Below are 16704 nucleotides of genomic sequence, written 5' to 3'. Positions count from 1 at the left end.
CCGCCGTTGGGCAAGACACTACCCCTAGGGGTCGATTCACGCCACCACCCCTAGATGATGTGTCTGGCGTGTTCTTGTGCATAAGCACCGCTCCGTTCTGTGGACAGCTTCCACGAGCTTGTGGAGGACCGGTGGACGCCCCACCGGTCACGGCCCAGGCCCCGCCGGAACCCCGGTCGAGTGTCCCGCGGAACCATGGTCCTCCAGGGGTGTGACACGAACCCGGGCACCTTGGACACAGACAGCCCCGGCACAGTGAGCACCAGTGTCTCCAGCCTGCCCCCACCCTGGGGACAACGTCACCTGAACCTCTTGTCCCACTCTTGTCACACCTCCGTCTGGCGTGTCGCGGCAGCGTGGACATCACGACCTGCGAGGGCCGCCGCAGGCGCAGCGGTCGCAGGGCAGCCCGGGCAGGCGCTCGGTGCGACCGCTGTGGCAGGATGTCAGGCCACACTCAGACCTGCCGCCTCGTCAGAACGAGGAGGAGGAGCCGGACCCCGAGAAGCCTCCGCTGAAGCCACCGCCCCCGTGCCCGCCCCCCACCGAGCCTTCACCGCCAATGAAGCCTCCCACACCGCTCTCGCCGCTGGACGGCTCGTAGGAGGCTGCGGCGCGGTAGCCCGCTACCAGGTCCGCGGCTGGTGCGAAGAAGACAGTTGTCCCAGCCAGGCCGCCTGGGGCGCCGACCCCGGCCGCCTGCCGTGAGCCGTCCCGGACCCTGCTGCTGCGCCTCGACACTCCTGGCGCTGAGAGACCAGGCGAGCTTGGGTTGAGCCGGATCGTGGAGTACGGGACGTAGCTCTCACTGACACCGTCATACGACCACTGACCGCCGTAGACCCTCGCTGTCTCCGAGTCCCCGCAGGGGTGGGACTGCTTGTAGTACTGCTGCCGCTGCTCGGCGTGGCGCGAGTCGTCCGCGTCTAGGGCGGCCTTGGCCAGCACGTCAACCCGGATTCGGGTCTCGTCTGAGACGCGGTCCAGCTCAGCCAGAGCGTCTTCGGGCACCATCCGATGGTCAGCCAGCTCCTCCGTCATTGTGTCCAGCCGCTGCTTCTGAACACGTACCCACTGGCGCTCCTTTGCCGCAAGCCCCCTCAGCCTCCCGTCCCAGACCTCGCCGCACAGCTCTCTCAGGGCCTGCAGGTCCTCCAGCACCGGCCCCATCTCGTTGCGCCAGGCATCCTGCCAGCCGTGGCCCATGGTGAGCAGGGCAGCAGCGTTGACGACGACGTCGTCCAGCGCGTCCAGCTCAGCGGCCTTCTTCTGCAAGCGGGTCGCCCGCCGCAGCAGCCGCCAGCTGAACCACTGGGCACCTACCGGCTCGCCGTGCTCACCGAAGAGCCGCGTTACGTCGTCGTACTCCTGGCGGAACCACCGGTACCGGGCAAGGACCTGCGCCCCGTAGGGCCGGGCCTCCGGGATTGTGCGGGCCGCACGCTCGGTGGCCTCATGATCACGGACCACCTGCGCGTAGGAACTGCGTGCAGCAGCGGTGCGGCGCCGGGCCAGCACCCCAGGACCCAGGTAGGCGCCGACAAGAGCCACGCCTCCTACCCCGAGCAGGACCGGTAGCACGGCTACCGCTGGCCTGTCCTCACCGGGTCTGCCAATATTGTCGGCAATATCCCCTCCCATGGCCGCCACGGCGCCGTCCCAGTCCGCCTGCTGCAGCCGGGACCTAGCAGCCTCCTGGGCCGCCTGCTGCTGGTCCAGGGGCAGCGTGACGTCCTCCCCGAAGTAGCAGCCGACCCACCGGGAGTCCGGGGCAAGGGCCAGGATGACTAGCCCTTCAGCCCAGTAGCCCGGGTCCTTCGGGGAGATCCAGGGGGTGTGGGTGTCCCTGGTGCGCGCATAGTCCCGGACCGTGTCGTTAAAGTCGCGAGCGCTGGCAATACCGTGACCGGGCACAGAGAGGACGGCCACGTGGACATCCTGGCGGAAGGCCAGCTCACCCAGGCTGTCAGCAAGGGTCTCCTCCTGGAACACGTCTGCCTCGTCGTGAATCTCCACGCTGGGGTGGTGGGTACGTCCAAACGGCCACGTCACTACCAGCACAGCGGACACGAGAAGCACCAGGCCCGTGCCGAGCACTGCCACAAAGAGCGCGACAGCCCGCAGCCCTCCCAGGTGCACAGCAGACGGCCTCTTGCCACTGCCAGCACTGCCATCACGAGGCGGCCTCACGCCCCTCCCGCGTCCGGTGCGGGGCAGCCTCATACCTCCTCCGGCTCTGGCCGGGCAGGGCCTCACGGCAGCCATCCGTCAGGGCCGTACGGCCACGGCCTCGATCTCCACCCTCGCCCCCAGCGGCAGGGCCGCCACCGCGAAGGCGGCCCGGGCGGGCAGGACCTCCCCCTCGAAGAAGCGGGCGTAGACCTCGTTGACCGCGGCAAAGTCAGCGATGTCGGCCAGCAGCACGGTGGTCTTGACGACGTCGGCGTAACCCAGGCCCGCAGCGGACAGGATCGCGCCCACGTTCCTCAGCACCTGCTCCGCCTGCACCTGGACACCCCCTTCGACGAGGGAGCCGGTAGCGGGGTCCAGCGGGACCTGTCCGGAGACAAAGACTAGGCTGCCACTGCCGTCCCCGGTGCTCACTGCCTGAGAGTAGGGGCCGACGGCAGCGGGGGCCGACTCGGTGGCGACAGCGGATGCAGGGGCGGCAGCGCCGCGATCAGGACTGGTTGAGATCATGAGCACACCCTGGTCTACCCTGCGGACCAGGTCAAGGCGCGCCGAGCAGGCACACCTTCTCGGTCCTGTTCTCGGTCCTGCGCCCGGCTTCTTGTGCCCGGTGAGCGAAAACACGCACCCGCACCAGTGGTCGGTGACACACTATGCGCCATGCACCCACGCGCAGGACAACCAGCCCAGCCCGAGGACCTCATCAATGTCGACGAGGTCGTCTCCGCCTACTACGACCTTGTCCCCGACCCCACCGTTCCCGCACAGAAGGTGGTCTTCGGCACCTCCGGGCACCGGGGCTCCTCCCTGGACACGGCCTTCAACGAGGCACACATCGTGGCCACCACCGCTGCCATCGTGGAGTACCGCCGCTCCCAGGGCACCGACGGCACTCTCTACCTGGGGCGCGACACCCATGCCCTGTCCGAGCCTGCGTGGCGCACCGCCATCGAGGTGCTCTCCGGTGCGGGCGTCATGACCGCGATCGACGCCCGCGGCTCCTACACCCCCACCCCTGCCGTGTCCCACTCCATCCTCCTGGCCAACGGGGCAGGCACCGCTGAGGGCGTGCGCACCACCGGTCCTGGCCTGGCCGACGGCATCGTGGTCACCCCCTCCCACAACCCTCCGCGTGACGGCGGCTTCAAGTACAACCCGCCCACAGGAGGTCCCGCAGGCTCCGAGGCCACCGGCTGGATCGCCTCGCGGGCCAACGAGCTGCTAGCCTCCGGCTGGCGTGAGGTCCCCCGCGTACCCGTCGCCGAGGCCCTGGACGGCCCCTACGTGATCAGGCACGACTACCTGGAGACCTACGTCGCCGACCTGGCCAACGTCATCGACATGGACGCCATCCGTGAGGCGGGGGTACGCATCGGCGCCGACCCGCTGGGCGGGGCAGCCGTGGACTACTGGGGGGCCATCGGCGAGCGCTATGGCCTGGACCTCACGGTGGTCAACCCGAGCGTGGACCCGGCCTGGTCCTTCATGACCCTGGACTGGGACGGCAAGATCCGCATGGACTGCTCCTCCCCCAGTGCCATGGCCTCCCTGCGTGAGGCCATGACGCCTGACGCCGAGGGCGCGACCCCCTACGACGTCGCCACCGGCAACGACGCCGACTCCGACCGTCACGGCATCGTCACCCCTGACGGCGGGCTCATGAATCCCAACCACTACCTGGCCGTGGCCATTGAGTACCTCCTCACCCACCGCCCCGGCTGGGGGCAGGGCTGCGCCGTGGGCAAGACCCTGGTCTCCTCCTCCCTCATCGACCGGGTGGTGGAGGCTGTCGGCCGCCGCCTGGTGGAGGTGCCGGTGGGCTTCAAGCACTTCGTACCCGGCCTGCTGGACGGGTCGGTGGGCTTCGGCGGCGAGGAGAGCGCCGGGGCGTCCTTCCTGCGCAAGGACGGCACCGTGTGGACCACGGACAAGGACGGCATCATCCTGGCGCTGCTGGCCAGCGAGATCATCGCGGTGACCGGGAAGTCGCCCTCCGCCCTGCACCAGGAGCAGGTGGAGCGCTTCGGTGCCAGCGCCTACGCCCGTATCGACGCTGCTGCCTCCAAGGAGGAGAAGGCCAAGCTGGCGGCCCTGTCCCCCTCCGACGTCACCGCCACCGAGCTGGCTGGCGAGGAGATCACCGCCCGCCTGGTGGACGCCCCCGGTAACGGGGAGCCGATCGGCGGGCTGAAGGTCACCACGGACAACGCCTGGTTCGCCGCGCGCCCCTCAGGCACGGAGGACGTCTACAAGATCTATGCCGAGTCCTTCAAGGGGGACGAGCACCTGGCCCTGGTCCAGGAGGAGGCCAAGAAGGTGGTGTCTGCCGCCCTGGGCGGCTGAGGCCGGGCTGGCTCGCCGCGACGCGAGGCGCGCCGAGACGTACCGATTCCGTCACGATGCACCGAATCCTCATAGGTGACTGACATGCCAGTCGTCCTATGAGGATTCGGTCGTTCTCGCAGAGACCTCCCCGGTCTTCATGCCTGGCCGTCAGGCAGTCTCCTGTCAGGGCCACCAGCCAGCCCGGTGGACTGTCTAGGCTTGTCTACGTGAGCCAGACACGACCGTCCTCACCCTCCGACCCGTGCGGTGACGCCTCGAGCACTCGCCCGGGCAACCAGTCAGGCGACTCCACGAGCGGACCGAGCCAGCCGCCCCGCACCGCCCCCTCCCACCAGTCCCGCCCCGGCCCGGACGACGACGTCATGCTGGCCACCGGTAGGCCAAGGTCCACATCGTCTGTCCCCTCCGCGCAGCACCCCCCACAGAGGCGGCCCGGACATGCCGGGCCCTCCCAGAGCCCGGGGCAGACCAGCACTGCCTGGAAGAGACCTGCCCCGGCACGTCCCGCCCAAGGCGGCCGCCGACCGGGCCGCAAGGCGTGGGTGCCCAACCAGCACGGGGCCTGGTCCATGCTCGTCCTGCCCCCGGTGGTCGGCTGGGTGGTGGGCGGCTTCAGCTGGGTGAACCTGCTGCTCATCCCCGCCTGGTGGGGGGCCTACCTGACTTACTGGGCGTGGTCACAGTGGCTGCGCACCCGCTCCGCACAGCGCCGTGTCCTGCTGCTCGTGCCGCTGCTCGTCTACACCGGCTGGACGGGAGTGCTGGGCCTTGTCACAGTGCTGGTCACCCCCTACCTGCTGCAGTGGGCCGTACCGCTGGCACCCTTGCTTGCCGTCGCAGCCCACCAGGTATGGCGAGGCCGCGAGCGCTCCCTCCTGTCCGGGCTCTCCACCACGGCGGCCGCCTCCCTCATGGCGGCTATCACCTACTGCCTGGCCGTGGGGGGCGCGGGCGGGTTCCTGGGACTGGGAGCGGGGGCCGACAACCTGCCGGGGAGCTCACCTAACGGAGAACTGACAGGCTGGTCGTGGATGTGGCTGGTCACTGCGCTGACAGCCGCCTACTTCTGCGGAACCGTGCCCTACATCAAGTCCATGATCCGCGAGCGTTTCAACACCGTGCTCCTGGCCGGGACGGTCGCGGCGCACACGGCGGTCGCAGCGGTGACGCTGTGGCTGGCTAGCGGCGGCTACCTGCCGTGGGCGCACGCGGTGCTGTGGGTGGTGCTGGCTGTGCGGTCCCTGGTCGTGCCGCTGCGGCAGTGGCGGCTGGTACGCGGGCACCACCAGCCCTTGCGACCCCGCCAGCTGGGACTGATAGAGATCGTGATGTGCCTGGCCTTCCTGCTGAGCGTAGCCACGTACTGAGGGCGGCACGGGCGCGCTCCGGCACCTGCTGACACCTGCTGCGCGCACCGTGCCGAGCCCAGTCGTCACACACGGACCTTCGCGACACCTCTAGCACCCCAGCCGGGCACGGGTGTCCCGGAGGTGGTCATCGATCCACCGCACCACGGGCCGGGGGATGCCCTCCGCCCAGGCCTCTTGGCTGGCAGTGTGCCAGAGGTCGCAGAAGCGCTGCACCGTGTCGTCGACGACGTCGAGCACGTCCTCCTTCCCCACGCCGAGCCTGCGCTGGAGCTCGGCACAGTGGTCCCGGGTCACCTGGGACAGCCGCCGGGCACCCAAAAAAGGCAGGCCCAGGTCGGGGTCCTCCGGGCTGGGCAGGTACACCGCCGTGCACACGAGGTCGTAGGCGGGCGAGAGGCGGGCGCGCCTGCGGTCGGGATAGATGAGCGACCAGTTCTTCAGGTGGGCGTCCCCGTTACCTACCAGCAGGTTGAAGGTGGCACGCCGCACCATCTCCCGCAGCGACTCGTGGTCCCGCCCACGATAGGCCAGGCCTGCCACGGTCTGGACGGTGGACTGGTACTTCCCCTCTCCCGCCCCAGACTTTCCCAGGACCTGGGCAAGGTCCTCCATGTGGACGCGGCCCCCGGGACTGCGGTCAAAGCGCCGTATGGCGTAGGCCTGGCCCTCATGGGAGGGCCAGAACCTATCACTCAGGTCAGGAGCCTGGTCGCGGTGCACCATCCGGGTCTCGGGAACCGCAATGCCCACGGCCCGGGCCAGGCCCATGACAGCGAACTCGTTGGCGGGCAGGTCTGGGTACTGGGTGTCCGGCGTCTTGAGGATCCACTCTCCCGTCTGGCCGTGCGCGGGCAGCGCCAGGCGCTCCTCCTCCCACCTCATGGAGAGCTTGAGGGCCAGGCCGGCCAGTGAGAACCGCAGGTCGGGCTGGACCGGGTCCCCCCGACCGCCTGGGCCGCCCTGGTCGACGACGTGTAGCAACTCCGTCCGGACCCCTAGGGACTGCTGGTCCTCCGGGTCCAGTACCACCTCAACGGCCCCGGGCAGGTCGCGGCCGATCCGTGCCAGCAGGTCGATCTCCTGGTGGGTGCTCACATCCTGCTCACGGGCGATCAACTCGCGCAGCCGCCCCTCAGGTAGCAGGTTGGAGAACCACGCAGGCAGATGGTTTACCGCGTGCGGCTGCCTGCGGGGATGGTCCTCAAACCACTGCCCCAGCACGGGACGGTCCGCACGCCCCCAGTAGTCGCGGTCAAGCACGAACTTGGTGAAGGAGTCCCGCCGCTGGAGCGAGCCGACGTGCTGTCCATGCAACAACACAGCGTAGACCTCCTCCCTCACAGGTCAGCCTCCCCGTGAGAACGGTCCTGGTCGGAGGGAGGACTGATCAGCTCGACCAGGGGCGGGGTGTCGTCATAGGCGTAGGCGGTGCGCACCGCCAAGAAGTCGCTGAGGTAGTCCTCCAGCATCTTTTCCCGCCGCTGCAACAGCTCCTGGTAGCGGTTGTCCTGAAGGAGACCCAGCGTCTCCTGGTCCAGCAGCAGGGAGGCAAGGGCGGACTCCTCGACGTCGCCGGAGAGCTGGGCTACCAGTTCACGCCGGTCATCTACGGCAATAACCCGATTAGCCGCCAGGGCAGAGTCCGGCCCCAGCACAGCAGCAGGAGCCAGCTCCACCGCGACCGCCCGGGGAGTAGTCTCTCCCTCCAGCACAGTGGCCAGCTCCTCCAGCGTGACCGACTGGCCTGTCATCAGGTTGACTGGGTTCCGTTTCCACATGGCCGCCAGGATCATCTTGGAGTCGGCACGAGTGGACCGAAAGGTGCGCAGGTCTGGCAGTCCCGGAGGCTCGGGGAGCCTGACAGCGTCAAGAAGCCGCTGGACGGAGGCGGACTCTTCGCCTGGAACCACGTGCTTGGCCATGTCCCGCAGGTCGGTCCGGGAACCGCTGATGCTCAGGGCGTCAGCCCCCGCACTGGAGCGCCACAGCCACCGGCGCAAAAGCTCTAGGTTGCGCGCGTGAGGCTGGGGGAAAAGAGCAAAGAACCTAGTGAGGACAAGCAGCTGGAAGCGGAAGGGCAGGAAGGTCATATGAGGGACATCCGCCTGCCCCTGGAGAAAGCGGACTGCGGCCACCAGTGCCCGCTCAGTAGCCTCATAGGCCTCCTGTCGGTCCTCTCCGGGGAAGGCGCTGACCTCGCGGCGAGCCGGGGAGAACTCGCTGTGGATGTCCCGGGTGATGTCAGGGTGACGGCGGGTCAGCAGTGCCTGAACCACCACCGTGTCCGAGAGCAGGCCAAAACGGGTCTCGCTGTCTACACGAGCGGCTATCCCCGGGATCGTCAGCTCCCGCCCCGGGCCACCGTGGATGGCGTCAAAGATCTCGGCGGCGTTCAGGCGCTTGCCCCGGGAGTTGATCCGGTCAAACACCTCGCGTAGGACGCTCTCGTCAGCCTGCTCCATGACTGTAGCGGGTACAGCGACCCGGTTGAGCCGACCCGCCACATCCTGGATGAGAGGAGCATGCTCAGAGGCGTCCGGGTTGTCCGCCAGCCAAGCGAGCGCCCGCCCGATATCAAAAAGGTCCGGCAAGGGGATGACCAGTGACTCGTCAAGGCGGCTGGCCCCCACCACCTGGTGGTTCCTCAGCGAGTATCCCAGGGTGAAGCGCGGGTCCTTGGCGCCTTCTGGGTCGACAACGTTGACCAGGCTGGTAATGCGCTGCTGGCCGTCCACTACCCATAGAGCGTCCTCACGCGCAGCCGCCTCCACCTCCAGCCCGCCAATCCGCAGCACCTGCGCCTGCGCCTCACGCTTCCACAGCAGGAGGCTGCCAAAGGGGTAGCCTCGCACCACGGAGTCAAGCAGGCTAAGAACGTCACGGGCCTCCCAGCGGAAGGAGCGCTGAAACTGGGGGACGCGCAGACGACCGGAACGCACCAGCACACGTAGGTCGGCAATGGTGTAGACCTGGCTCGTCGAGACCGCCTGAGACTCCTCCATAACCCTGATCATAAGGCCAGGCACTGACAGCCTCTGTCGGCTCACCTGCCCACTCCTCCGGCTCCGCTCACCCACTCACTGCCAGGAGTCCGATTCACGGCACACACCGCTGGCCAGGCTGACTCAGACCCCCTCAAGCCCCCAGCACAGTCAGAGGCAGCACACCCACGCCGTCGGGCCGTACGTGGGCCACGCCGGTGGGCACCACCACCAGACACATCAGTGGCGGGCTGGTCATCTTGGCGGTGACCCGCAGCAGGTTCGCCGCACCCTCCTCAACACGGCCCTCACCCAGCTTGACCTCGACGGCTAGCCACTGGCCATCCGCCCCTTCCACCACGGCGTCGATCTCGTCACGTCCCTTGGTGTCACGGTAGTGGAACACCCCGCGCGCACCCGCAGCCTGGGCATAGACGCGCAGGTCGTGCACCACCTGGGACTCGAACAGGAAGCCAAGCGTCTGCGGATCCGTCATCAGCCTGTCGCTGCCCGCCCCCAGCAGGACGGCCGCCAGTGAAGGGTCCACCAGGTGCCGGGCGGGGGCCTGCGAGGCCGCGCTCGCTGAGCGCAGGCTCGGCGACCAGGCAGGCTGGTCCTCAACCAGGAAGAGACGCTGGGCCAGGTCGTGCAGCGCCGTCGGCGCCGTTGGTCCCAGAGAGCCCACGTACTCCTTCCTCATGCGGCGCACGACCGCCGCCTGGCTGGCCGGCTGCGCCACCAGACCCGCCAGGGCACTCAGGTAGGCGTGGAACCTGCGTGGGTCACGGCGCGTGCCAGCCACTGTGGCGAACTCGTGCTCCACGATATCCTGGACGTAGGAGTCAGCACGCGAGCGGGCGGACCGCTCTGACAGGTCGAACCAACCCGGCCACCCACCGGTGACGACGCGGCTGACCAGCTCGGGCAGGCCCAGGGCGCTCTCTGCCAGCGGGAGCTCCTCGCCGTCCAGGAGCGAGGACAGCGAGACCTCCCCCGTAGAGTGCCCCGTCTCCGCGAGGGTCATGGTACGCAGCAGGAGCGTGTGCATGCGCCCCGCCCCCGAGTGGCGCAACGGGTCGTCGTCAGGACTGGCCGAGCCAGTGAGCACGAACTGACCGGGTGCACGACGCTGGTCCACAGCATGGCGCACCTCGTTCCACAGCCCCGGGGCCAGCTGCCACTCGTCCAGCAGCCGAGGTGTGTCACCAGCCAGCGCGGTCTCCGGAGAGGCACGTGCCAGCCGGGCCCGGGGCGAGGCCGAGTCAAGCCGCAAGGTAGACGCTGCCACCTGCAGGGCGGACTCCGTCTTGCCTGTGGCCCGGGCACCACGCAGCACCACGGCGCCGCTGGAGGCCAGAGCATCGCGGATCAGCGGGTCCACCACCCGAGGCAGGTACGACGACATGCCCTCAGCATACAGATACGCCCCTGCTCCACAGTGGAGTTCTCCATCAGCCACTGGTGGAGAAATCCGCTAGTGACTGATGGAGTTCTCCACCAGGTTTCAGCGTTGTCCCGTCACCTGCGGCCCGGTCCGCAGCCCGTGTCGGCCACACCTCACGGCGACCGCGCCCCAGCTCGGACCGGCACCGGCCACCCCTCAGCCGCAGCCGCCGTCGGCCGTACCCGGCCTGCGTATGGCACCGGGCCCCTCGGTCTACCGCCCCGGCGCAGCTGCCCCTCAGTCCGTGGCCCGCACCAACCACCAGGCGGCGTAGGGAGGCACCGGTACCCGCCCGTCCCCGGCCCCCTCCAGGGAGGTCGAGCCGAAGGGCACCGTGTCAGTCAGGACGTCGGTGGCCCCCATGACCCCTAGCTCGGCCAGCCGGGCGGCCGAGACCGAGCGCCAGTCAGGCGTCACGTTGTACACGCCCACGAAACTGCCCCTGGGGTGGTCGCGGTGGGTGAGGAGCACACCGGGGTCGTCCACGTCGTCGACCTGGGTGCGCACGCTGGCCTCCAGCTGGGGCAGGCTGGCGCGCACGCGGGCCATGCGGACCAGGTCGGTGAAGACCCGCCCCTCCACGGTGGAGCGGTTCCAGCGCTCAGCCACCCGGGCGTCATCGAGCCGGGGACGCCCGGCCCAGCGGCAGTCCGCCTCGTGGCCGGGCTCGGCGTCCCAGTTGGGGTCGTTGGGCTGGGCCAGCTCGTCCCCGCTCCACAGCACGGGAACTCCTCCCCACCCGTAGAGGAGGGCGTGCGCCATGCGCAGGGCGTGGATCCTCTCCTCGCGCCATGTCCACAGGTCCTCGGCCTGGTGCGCAGGAGTGTCGTCGGTGACGCCCTCCCAGGCCTCTGCCGCAGCCTCCAGCCCGATGAGGGAGGCGGCGGTGCCTGCGATGCGCCGGTCCCCGGTGATCGGGTTGTGCTGGAAGACCAGCCCCCGGGCGTCGCTGGTGGGGTAGGCCCCGCAGTACCAGTCCGCCAGGAAGGCCCGGTGTCCGAACCCGGACAGGCCGACGGCGGCAGCGTCGCCGTCGTCGATGGCCCAGCCGATGTCGTCGTGGCAGCGCAGGTAGGTGATCCAGGTGGCGGTTGAGGGCTCCACGGGCAGGTTCTGGAGCGCCTCGACCGCCAGGGTCGTGTCCCGGGTGGCAAGCATGGACCAGACCTGGACCATGAGGGAGTTGTGGTAGGCCAGGTCGGAGACCTTGCCGGTGTACCTGCCCTGCCCCAGGTACTGGAGCAGCTCGGTAGGAGCCACGATCGCCTCGGCCTTCAGGTCGAGGGCCGGGCAGGCGATACGGGTCAGCGCCCGCAGGGCTGCGGTGACGGCGTGGACCTCAGGCTGGCCCTGGCAGTCGGTGCCCTTGCGCTTGATGGTGAAGGCGATGGCGTCCAGGCGCAGCACCTCCACCCCCCGGTTAGCCAGGTCCAGCACGATGTCGGCGAACTCCTCCATGACGCGGGGGTTGCGCCAGTTGAGGTCCCACTGGAAAGAGTTGAAGGTGGTCCACACCCACCCCGCCATGTCCTCGTCCCAGGTGAAGCTGCCGGGCGCGAAGTCCGGGAAGATCTCCGGGAGGGTCTCCTCGTAGGCGTCAGGCTCGGTGCGGTCGGGATAGACCAGGAAGTAGTCTCGGTAGCGCTGCTCCCCGGCCCGCGCCCGCGCGGCCCACTCGTGCTCGGCGGCCACGTGGTTGAGCACCAGGTCCACGACCAGGGAGATCCCGGCCTCACGCAGATGCGCCGTCAGGTCCTCCAGGTCCTCCATCGTACCCAGGTCCTCGCGGACGGACCGGTAGTCGGCCACGGCGTAGCCGCCGTCGGAGTCGCCCGGCCGCGGAGTGAGCAGCGGCATGAGGTGGAGGTAGGTGACGCCCAGCTCACGCAGGTAGTCGATACGCTCCTCTACGCCTCGAAGCGTCCCGGCAAAACGCTCGGTATAAGCTGCGTAGCCGATGCGGCTGGGGTCCTGGACCCAGGAGGGGTCCAGTGTGCGGGCCAGGTCCAGCCGACGCAGCTCGGGGTCACGGTCGGCGTAGGCGTGCGCCGCCTGCTCTACCAGCGTGAGCGCGGTATCCGCCCCGGCATCACCGTAGAGGGTCGTCAGACCGTCAAGCAGGTCCGGATACCAGCGCTCGACGCGCGTGAGAAAGATGTCTCTCTCTGCGGCCTCAAGCGGGTCAAGAGCGTGAAAGACGAGATCGTAGAGGGTCTCGGGGACGGGGGCGGCGCTGCTCATGGACCTATCTTCCACTGCGGACGGCCCGAAGGAAAGCGCACGGGCGGACACCAGGGAGGTCGTGCTCCATTCCCGCTAGGGCCTGGCCTCACGTGCAATCAGGCTCGTCTTGACGCCCACCCCGTAGCGGAAGCCGCCGAGGGAGCCGTCGGTACGCACCACCCTGTGGCAGGGAACAAAGAGCGCAGCAGCATTGAAGGCGCACGCCCCGGCCGCCGCGCGCACGGCACGGGGACGTCCGCAGCGGGCGGCGTAATCGGCATAGCTCAGCACAGCCCCCGGCGGGATCCCGCGCAGAACCTCCCAGGCCGCCTCACGAAAGGGACCTGAGCGCTGGACCACCGGCACCCGGCCGGGCGCCTCCAGCTCACCGGAGTAGTAGGACTCCACGGCAGCCAGTGCCTGGCTGAGCGGGTCGGAGTCGCCGATCTGCGGACCGGGTGGACACGACCCGCTGGCGGCCGCGGAAGATCCCTCCAGCCCCGGGGACAGGCTCTCTGCACCTGGACGCGCGCCCTCGTCGGTCGGAAGCAGGTCAGCACAGACCAGCTCCAGGTCCTTGGCACCCGGTCGCAGGCTGGGGTGGATAAGAGCCAGCAGGTCAGCCGGGTCGGTAGTCCACCCCGATGCCAGAACCTCCCGGCCCACGACAATCGTGAAGGGGCCGTCCGGGGTCTGCGTCGTGGCAGCACGAGGGCGGTACGGACGAGGAGGGTCGGGGTACACCATGGGCATGAGGCACTCCTGTGTCGTCTCCGGACCGTGCCTGGGCCGTCTCCAGTGTCCCCGGTATCCCCAGGCACCTCCGGAGCAGGCACGGACCCTGCCTCCAGTTCGCGCGTCATTCTGGCATACCAAGCGTCCAGGTACCGGACTCACGCGTCGAGCGGCTGGTCGGCACAGTGCCTGCCACCGTCCGGGCGCACGCCGCCACCCCCACCCCCGGCAGCCGTCTTTTGTTGGCCTGGGCACCTGTCCGGGTGCAGGCTAGTGCCATGACCCAGACACCCACGACGGCCCCGACAGCTCTGACGGACCGCATCACCACTCCCCCCATCGCCCTGGCCATCGCCGGCTCGGAGGCCTCCGGCGGCGCCGGGGCGCAGACTGACCTCAAGACCTTCCACCAGTTGGGAGTCTTCGGCTGCACCTCACTGACCTGCATCGTATCCTTCGACCCCGCCAACGACTGGGCGCACCGTTTTGTCCCCGTGGACCCGCAGGTCATCCACGACCAGATCGAGGCCGCCACGGCAGTACACGGCCGCATCGACGCCGTCAAGATCGGCATGCTGGGCACACCTGCCACGATCGACGTCGTGGCTGAGGCCCTGGAGCAGCACCGCTTCCCCCACGTGGTCGTGGACCCGGTCCTCATCTGCAAGGGCCAGGAGCCCGGGGCCGCTCTCGACGTGGACAACGCGCTGCGCCAAAAGGTCCTCCCCCTGGCTGACGTCGTCACCCCTAACCTCTTTGAGAGCCAGGTCCTGGCCGGCGTCGAGGAGATCACCACGGTTGACCAGCTCAAGGACGCCGCCAGGCGCATCCACGACGCCGGCGCCCCCCACGTCGTCGCCAAGGCCGGCACCCTGCTGGGTACGGGCACGGCGCTGGACGTCTACTACAACGGCAGCGACCTAGAGGTCCTGGAGGTGCCCGCCGTGGGACAGGAACGCGTCTCGGGCGCGGGCTGCACCCTGGCGGCAGCGATCACTGCCGAGCTCGCCAAGGGCGCTACGCCGTTGGAGGCTGCCCGTACCGCCAAGGACGTCGTCGTCAGTGCCATCGAGAACAGGATGCACGGCAACGCGCCCTTCGACTGCGTCTACCAGGGGGCCTACACAGCCTGACACCGGAGCGGACGCACACCGACGCTCAACAAGGCCAGCCACCTACCGGGCCGTGTGAGGCAGCCGCCTCCAACGGCCGCGCACTCACTGCGCTGGTGGGCGCCGCCCCGGTAGACAGGCTGTCTGGTTACTAGGTAACCTACCTACCATGGCGACCCCACCCGTCTCAACGAACCTCGTACGCGGGCTCCTGGAACCCTGCCTGCTCTCCCTGCTGGAAGCCGGCCCGGACTACGGACTGTCCCTCAGCCAGCGCCTGGAGACCAGCGGCATCGGCCCGGTACCCGGCGGCACCCTCTATCCGGCGCTGCTCCGCCTGGACCGACGCGGCCTGGTCACCACCTCCTGGAGGCCGTCCCCCTCCGGACCTGCTCGCAAGTACTTCGAGCTGACCCCGCTGGGTACCTCCGAGCTCGCAGAACGTCGCCGGGAGTGGCGGCGGCTGTCGGCAGCACTGGGAGGCGTCATCGAGGGAAACGCACAGGAGACACATACCAGCGCAGACGAAGCCGAGACGAGAGGCTGATACAACGGTGCCCCTCAACAACCCGTGGCTACGCCCCAAGACCTCCCGGGACCACCCAGCCTCCTCCGACTGGCTGCGCTCCTTCACCACCGAGCTGACCTCCCTGGGCGTAACCGCCCAGCAGCGCGAGCAGCTGGAGACGGACACTCGGCTGGAGGTCGAGGCGGCAGACCTGCCACCAGCAGAGATGTACGGACCGGCCGCCCTCTACGCCCGCGAGCTTGCTGCCGCCCTGCGCAGCAGCGAGCCTGCCCGGCAGCCGCTTCCCCCTATGCCGCCTCAGGAGGTCGTCCTCCGCCTGACTGACATCTGCCTACGTCGGGGGCGGCGGGCTGTCCTGGACCAGGTAAGCCTGGAGCTGCGTCGCGGGGAGGTCCTGGCGGTAGTCGGGACCAACGGCGCCGGCAAGTCCTCCCTGCTCCAGGTCTGTGCCGGGATCCTCAGGCCAACCAGCGGTCAGGTGGAGCGCTGCCAAAGCTTCGGATACGCTCCCCAGCGCGACGCCCTGGCTCCGCTGCTTACCGTCGACGAGCACCTCAGCCTGTTCGGGTGCGCGCGCGGGGCCACAGGCTCCCGAGCCCGTGCCACCGGATACCGGCTCCTCTCCACCCTGGGGTGGAACGCCCGGGGCGCCCAGACTGTGGGCACGCTGTCCGGCGGGACCCAGCAGAAGGTCAGCCTCAGCCTCGCCCAGCTCGACGCCCCTCACCTCCTTCTTCTTGACGAGCCCTACCAGGGCCTGGACTCCACAGCCTACGAGGACCTGTGGGAGCTGATCAGGACCTGGAGCCGGGCGGGCACCGCCATCCTTCTGGTCACCCACCTGCTGCGCGACGTCGACCGGGTGGACCAGGTCATCGAGCTGGCCGCCCTTGACGAGAGGACACAGGAGGCACACCGATGAGAACGCCAGCGACGACTCCCTCCATGGCCGGGCTGGTCGCGCAGGTCACTGTGCACGAGCTGTTTCGCCGCCGGGGAGCGCTCGCACTGACCCTGCTGCTGCCGCTGACCTTCTACCTGGTCCGCCTGGACACCCACTGGACGGCGCTGCGCCTGCTGGCTATGGGCTTGGGGTGGGCTGTGGCGACCCTGGCCCTGTTCACCCAGGTCTCCTCACGCCTCATCGACCGGCGGCTGGTGGTGGCCGGGGCGCGTCCACAGTCGCTGTGGGCCGGGCGCCACCTGGCCGTCCTCCTGCTGGGGTGGGTGGTGGCTGTGGTCTACGCCGCCCTGGTGCTGGGTACTGCGGGCGACGACCTGGAGCACCCAGGCGCCGTGGTCGTCATGCTGGTGCTGACCGCGACCGCAGCCGTGCCGCTGGGCTCACTGGTGGCGGCGCTAGTCCCCCGGGACCTGGAGGGGGCGATGCTCCTGCTCGCAGTCATGGCTGTCCAGCTGCTGGTCGACCCTGAGGAGGAGTGGACCCGGATCCTGCCCCTGTGGTCCGCCCGCGAGCTGGCCAGCTACGTCGTGGAGCCCCTGGGAGCGCAGGCAGGCGACTACCTGGCCAGGGGCGTGGGCCACGCAGTGGCCGTCACCGCCGTCCTGCTGGTGCTCAGCGCAGTGCTGAGCAGGCTGCGACTGCGCGTAGTGACACCGCCACTGCCTGCGGAACCGGGGTAGGCGGCTGGCTGCACCGAGGCAGGGGAGGCCGACACCTGGGCGTATCCGGTTCGGGCTGCCGTCACCCTCCCAGGTGTGCTGCCCGGGCTAGCGCGGGCAGCCGCGCAGCGCACGCACAGGCAGGTCACGG

Annotated in this window: 13 protein-coding genes; 6 read left to right on the top strand and 7 right to left on the bottom strand. The window is 69.2% G+C overall.

Annotated features, from left to right (window positions below; translation table 11 throughout):
• Positions 1 to 474: 474 nt before the first annotated feature.
• Both D4740_RS02870 and D4740_RS02865 read right to left on the bottom strand, forming a co-directional pair.
• Positions 475 to 2223, bottom strand: a complete 1749-nt coding sequence (locus tag D4740_RS02870; protein ID WP_119835426.1) for a DUF5129 domain-containing protein — start codon at positions 2221 to 2223, stop codon at positions 475 to 477.
• A gap of 45 nt (positions 2224 to 2268) precedes the next feature.
• The gene (locus tag D4740_RS02865; RefSeq protein ID WP_119835425.1) at positions 2269 to 2700 is read right to left on the bottom strand and encodes a Rid family detoxifying hydrolase; all 432 of its coding nucleotides are present in this window, start codon (positions 2698 to 2700) and stop codon (positions 2269 to 2271) included.
• 150 nt (positions 2701 to 2850) lie between these two features.
• Here D4740_RS02865 and pgm point away from each other — a divergent pair, with 150 nt between their 5' ends.
• Together pgm and D4740_RS02855 are read left to right on the top strand one after the other, a co-directional pair.
• Positions 2851 to 4533: a phosphoglucomutase (alpha-D-glucose-1,6-bisphosphate-dependent) gene (pgm, locus tag D4740_RS02860; protein WP_119835424.1), complete on the top strand. Its 1683-nt coding sequence runs from the start codon at positions 2851 to 2853 to the stop codon at positions 4531 to 4533.
• A gap of 209 nt (positions 4534 to 4742) precedes the next feature.
• Positions 4743 to 5903, top strand: a complete 1161-nt coding sequence (locus D4740_RS02855; protein WP_259390618.1) for a YwiC-like family protein — start codon at positions 4743 to 4745, stop codon at positions 5901 to 5903.
• 90 nt (positions 5904 to 5993) lie between these two features.
• Here D4740_RS02855 and D4740_RS02850 read toward each other — a convergent pair whose 3' ends face one another.
• From D4740_RS02850 to D4740_RS02830, 5 genes are all read right to left on the bottom strand, one after another.
• Entirely contained in the window at positions 5994 to 7226 is a 1233-nt protein-coding gene (locus D4740_RS02850) for a type II toxin-antitoxin system HipA family toxin (protein ID WP_259390617.1), read from the bottom strand.
• Positions 7227 to 7243: 17 nt separating this feature from the next.
• Positions 7244 to 8908: a DUF262 domain-containing protein gene (locus D4740_RS02845; RefSeq protein ID WP_119835608.1), complete on the bottom strand. Its 1665-nt coding sequence runs from the start codon at positions 8906 to 8908 to the stop codon at positions 7244 to 7246.
• Between the two features lie 133 nt (positions 8909 to 9041).
• Positions 9042 to 10292 carry an ATP-binding protein gene (locus tag D4740_RS02840; protein ID WP_119835421.1) on the bottom strand — a complete coding sequence of 417 codons (1251 nt, stop codon included), beginning with the start codon at positions 10290 to 10292 and terminating at the stop codon, positions 9042 to 9044.
• Between the two features lie 276 nt (positions 10293 to 10568).
• Complete coding sequence (locus tag D4740_RS02835) at positions 10569 to 12572, bottom strand: alpha-amylase family protein (RefSeq protein ID WP_119835420.1); 2004 nt, start codon at positions 12570 to 12572, stop codon at positions 10569 to 10571.
• A gap of 75 nt (positions 12573 to 12647) precedes the next feature.
• On the bottom strand, positions 12648 to 13307 hold the full coding sequence (locus tag D4740_RS02830; RefSeq protein ID WP_243106817.1) for a methylated-DNA--[protein]-cysteine S-methyltransferase: 660 nt from the start codon (positions 13305 to 13307) through the stop codon (positions 12648 to 12650).
• Positions 13308 to 13567: 260 nt separating this feature from the next.
• On the opposite strand from D4740_RS02830, the gene D4740_RS02825 reads away from it, so the two are divergent.
• The 4 genes from D4740_RS02825 to D4740_RS02810 all read left to right on the top strand — a co-directional run bounded on the left by D4740_RS02825 (position 13568) and on the right by D4740_RS02810 (position 16574).
• Positions 13568 to 14422, top strand: a complete 855-nt coding sequence (locus D4740_RS02825; protein WP_119835419.1) for a hydroxymethylpyrimidine/phosphomethylpyrimidine kinase — start codon at positions 13568 to 13570, stop codon at positions 14420 to 14422.
• Between the two features lie 148 nt (positions 14423 to 14570).
• On the top strand, positions 14571 to 14948 hold the full coding sequence (locus D4740_RS02820; protein ID WP_119835418.1) for a PadR family transcriptional regulator: 378 nt from the start codon (positions 14571 to 14573) through the stop codon (positions 14946 to 14948).
• A gap of 7 nt (positions 14949 to 14955) precedes the next feature.
• A complete protein-coding gene (locus D4740_RS02815; RefSeq protein ID WP_182911322.1) occupies positions 14956 to 15852 on the top strand; it encodes an ATP-binding cassette domain-containing protein in 897 nt (298 codons plus the stop codon).
• Entirely contained in the window at positions 15849 to 16574 is a 726-nt protein-coding gene (locus D4740_RS02810) for an ABC transporter permease (RefSeq protein ID WP_259390616.1), read from the top strand. The genes D4740_RS02815 and D4740_RS02810 overlap by 4 nt, the downstream gene beginning before the upstream one ends.
• Positions 16575 to 16704: the final 130 nt, after the last annotated feature.

Origin of the sequence: Actinomyces sp. 2119 (assembly GCF_003591215.1) — a bacterium.
Classification (GTDB): Bacteria; Actinomycetota; Actinomycetes; order Actinomycetales; family Actinomycetaceae; genus Actinomyces; species Actinomyces lilanjuaniae.
Note: the sequence above shows the minus strand (reverse complement) of the source record. Positions and strands in the feature narration are given on the sequence as shown.

Excerpts from the sequence above, each read along its gene's own strand:
- D4740_RS02830 (WP_243106817.1), bottom strand. The coding sequence starts at position 13,307 with ATGCCCATGGTGTACCCCGACCCTCCTCGTCCGTACCGCCCTCGTGCT.
- pgm (WP_119835424.1), top strand. The coding sequence starts at position 2,851 with ATGCACCCACGCGCAGGACAACCAGCCCAGCCCGAGGACCTCATCAAT.
- D4740_RS02840 (WP_119835421.1), bottom strand. The coding sequence starts at position 10,292 with ATGTCGTCGTACCTGCCTCGGGTGGTGGACCCGCTGATCCGCGATGCT.
- D4740_RS02825 (WP_119835419.1), top strand. The coding sequence starts at position 13,568 with ATGACCCAGACACCCACGACGGCCCCGACAGCTCTGACGGACCGCATC.
- D4740_RS02835 (WP_119835420.1), bottom strand. The coding sequence starts at position 12,572 with ATGAGCAGCGCCGCCCCCGTCCCCGAGACCCTCTACGATCTCGTCTTT.
- D4740_RS02810 (WP_259390616.1), top strand. The coding sequence starts at position 15,849 with ATGAGAACGCCAGCGACGACTCCCTCCATGGCCGGGCTGGTCGCGCAG.
- D4740_RS02870 (WP_119835426.1), bottom strand. The coding sequence starts at position 2,223 with ATGAGGCTGCCCCGCACCGGACGCGGGAGGGGCGTGAGGCCGCCTCGT.
- D4740_RS02865 (WP_119835425.1), bottom strand. The coding sequence starts at position 2,700 with ATGATCTCAACCAGTCCTGATCGCGGCGCTGCCGCCCCTGCATCCGCT.
- D4740_RS02845 (WP_119835608.1), bottom strand. The coding sequence starts at position 8,908 with ATGGAGGAGTCTCAGGCGGTCTCGACGAGCCAGGTCTACACCATTGCC.
- D4740_RS02820 (WP_119835418.1), top strand. The coding sequence starts at position 14,571 with ATGGCGACCCCACCCGTCTCAACGAACCTCGTACGCGGGCTCCTGGAA.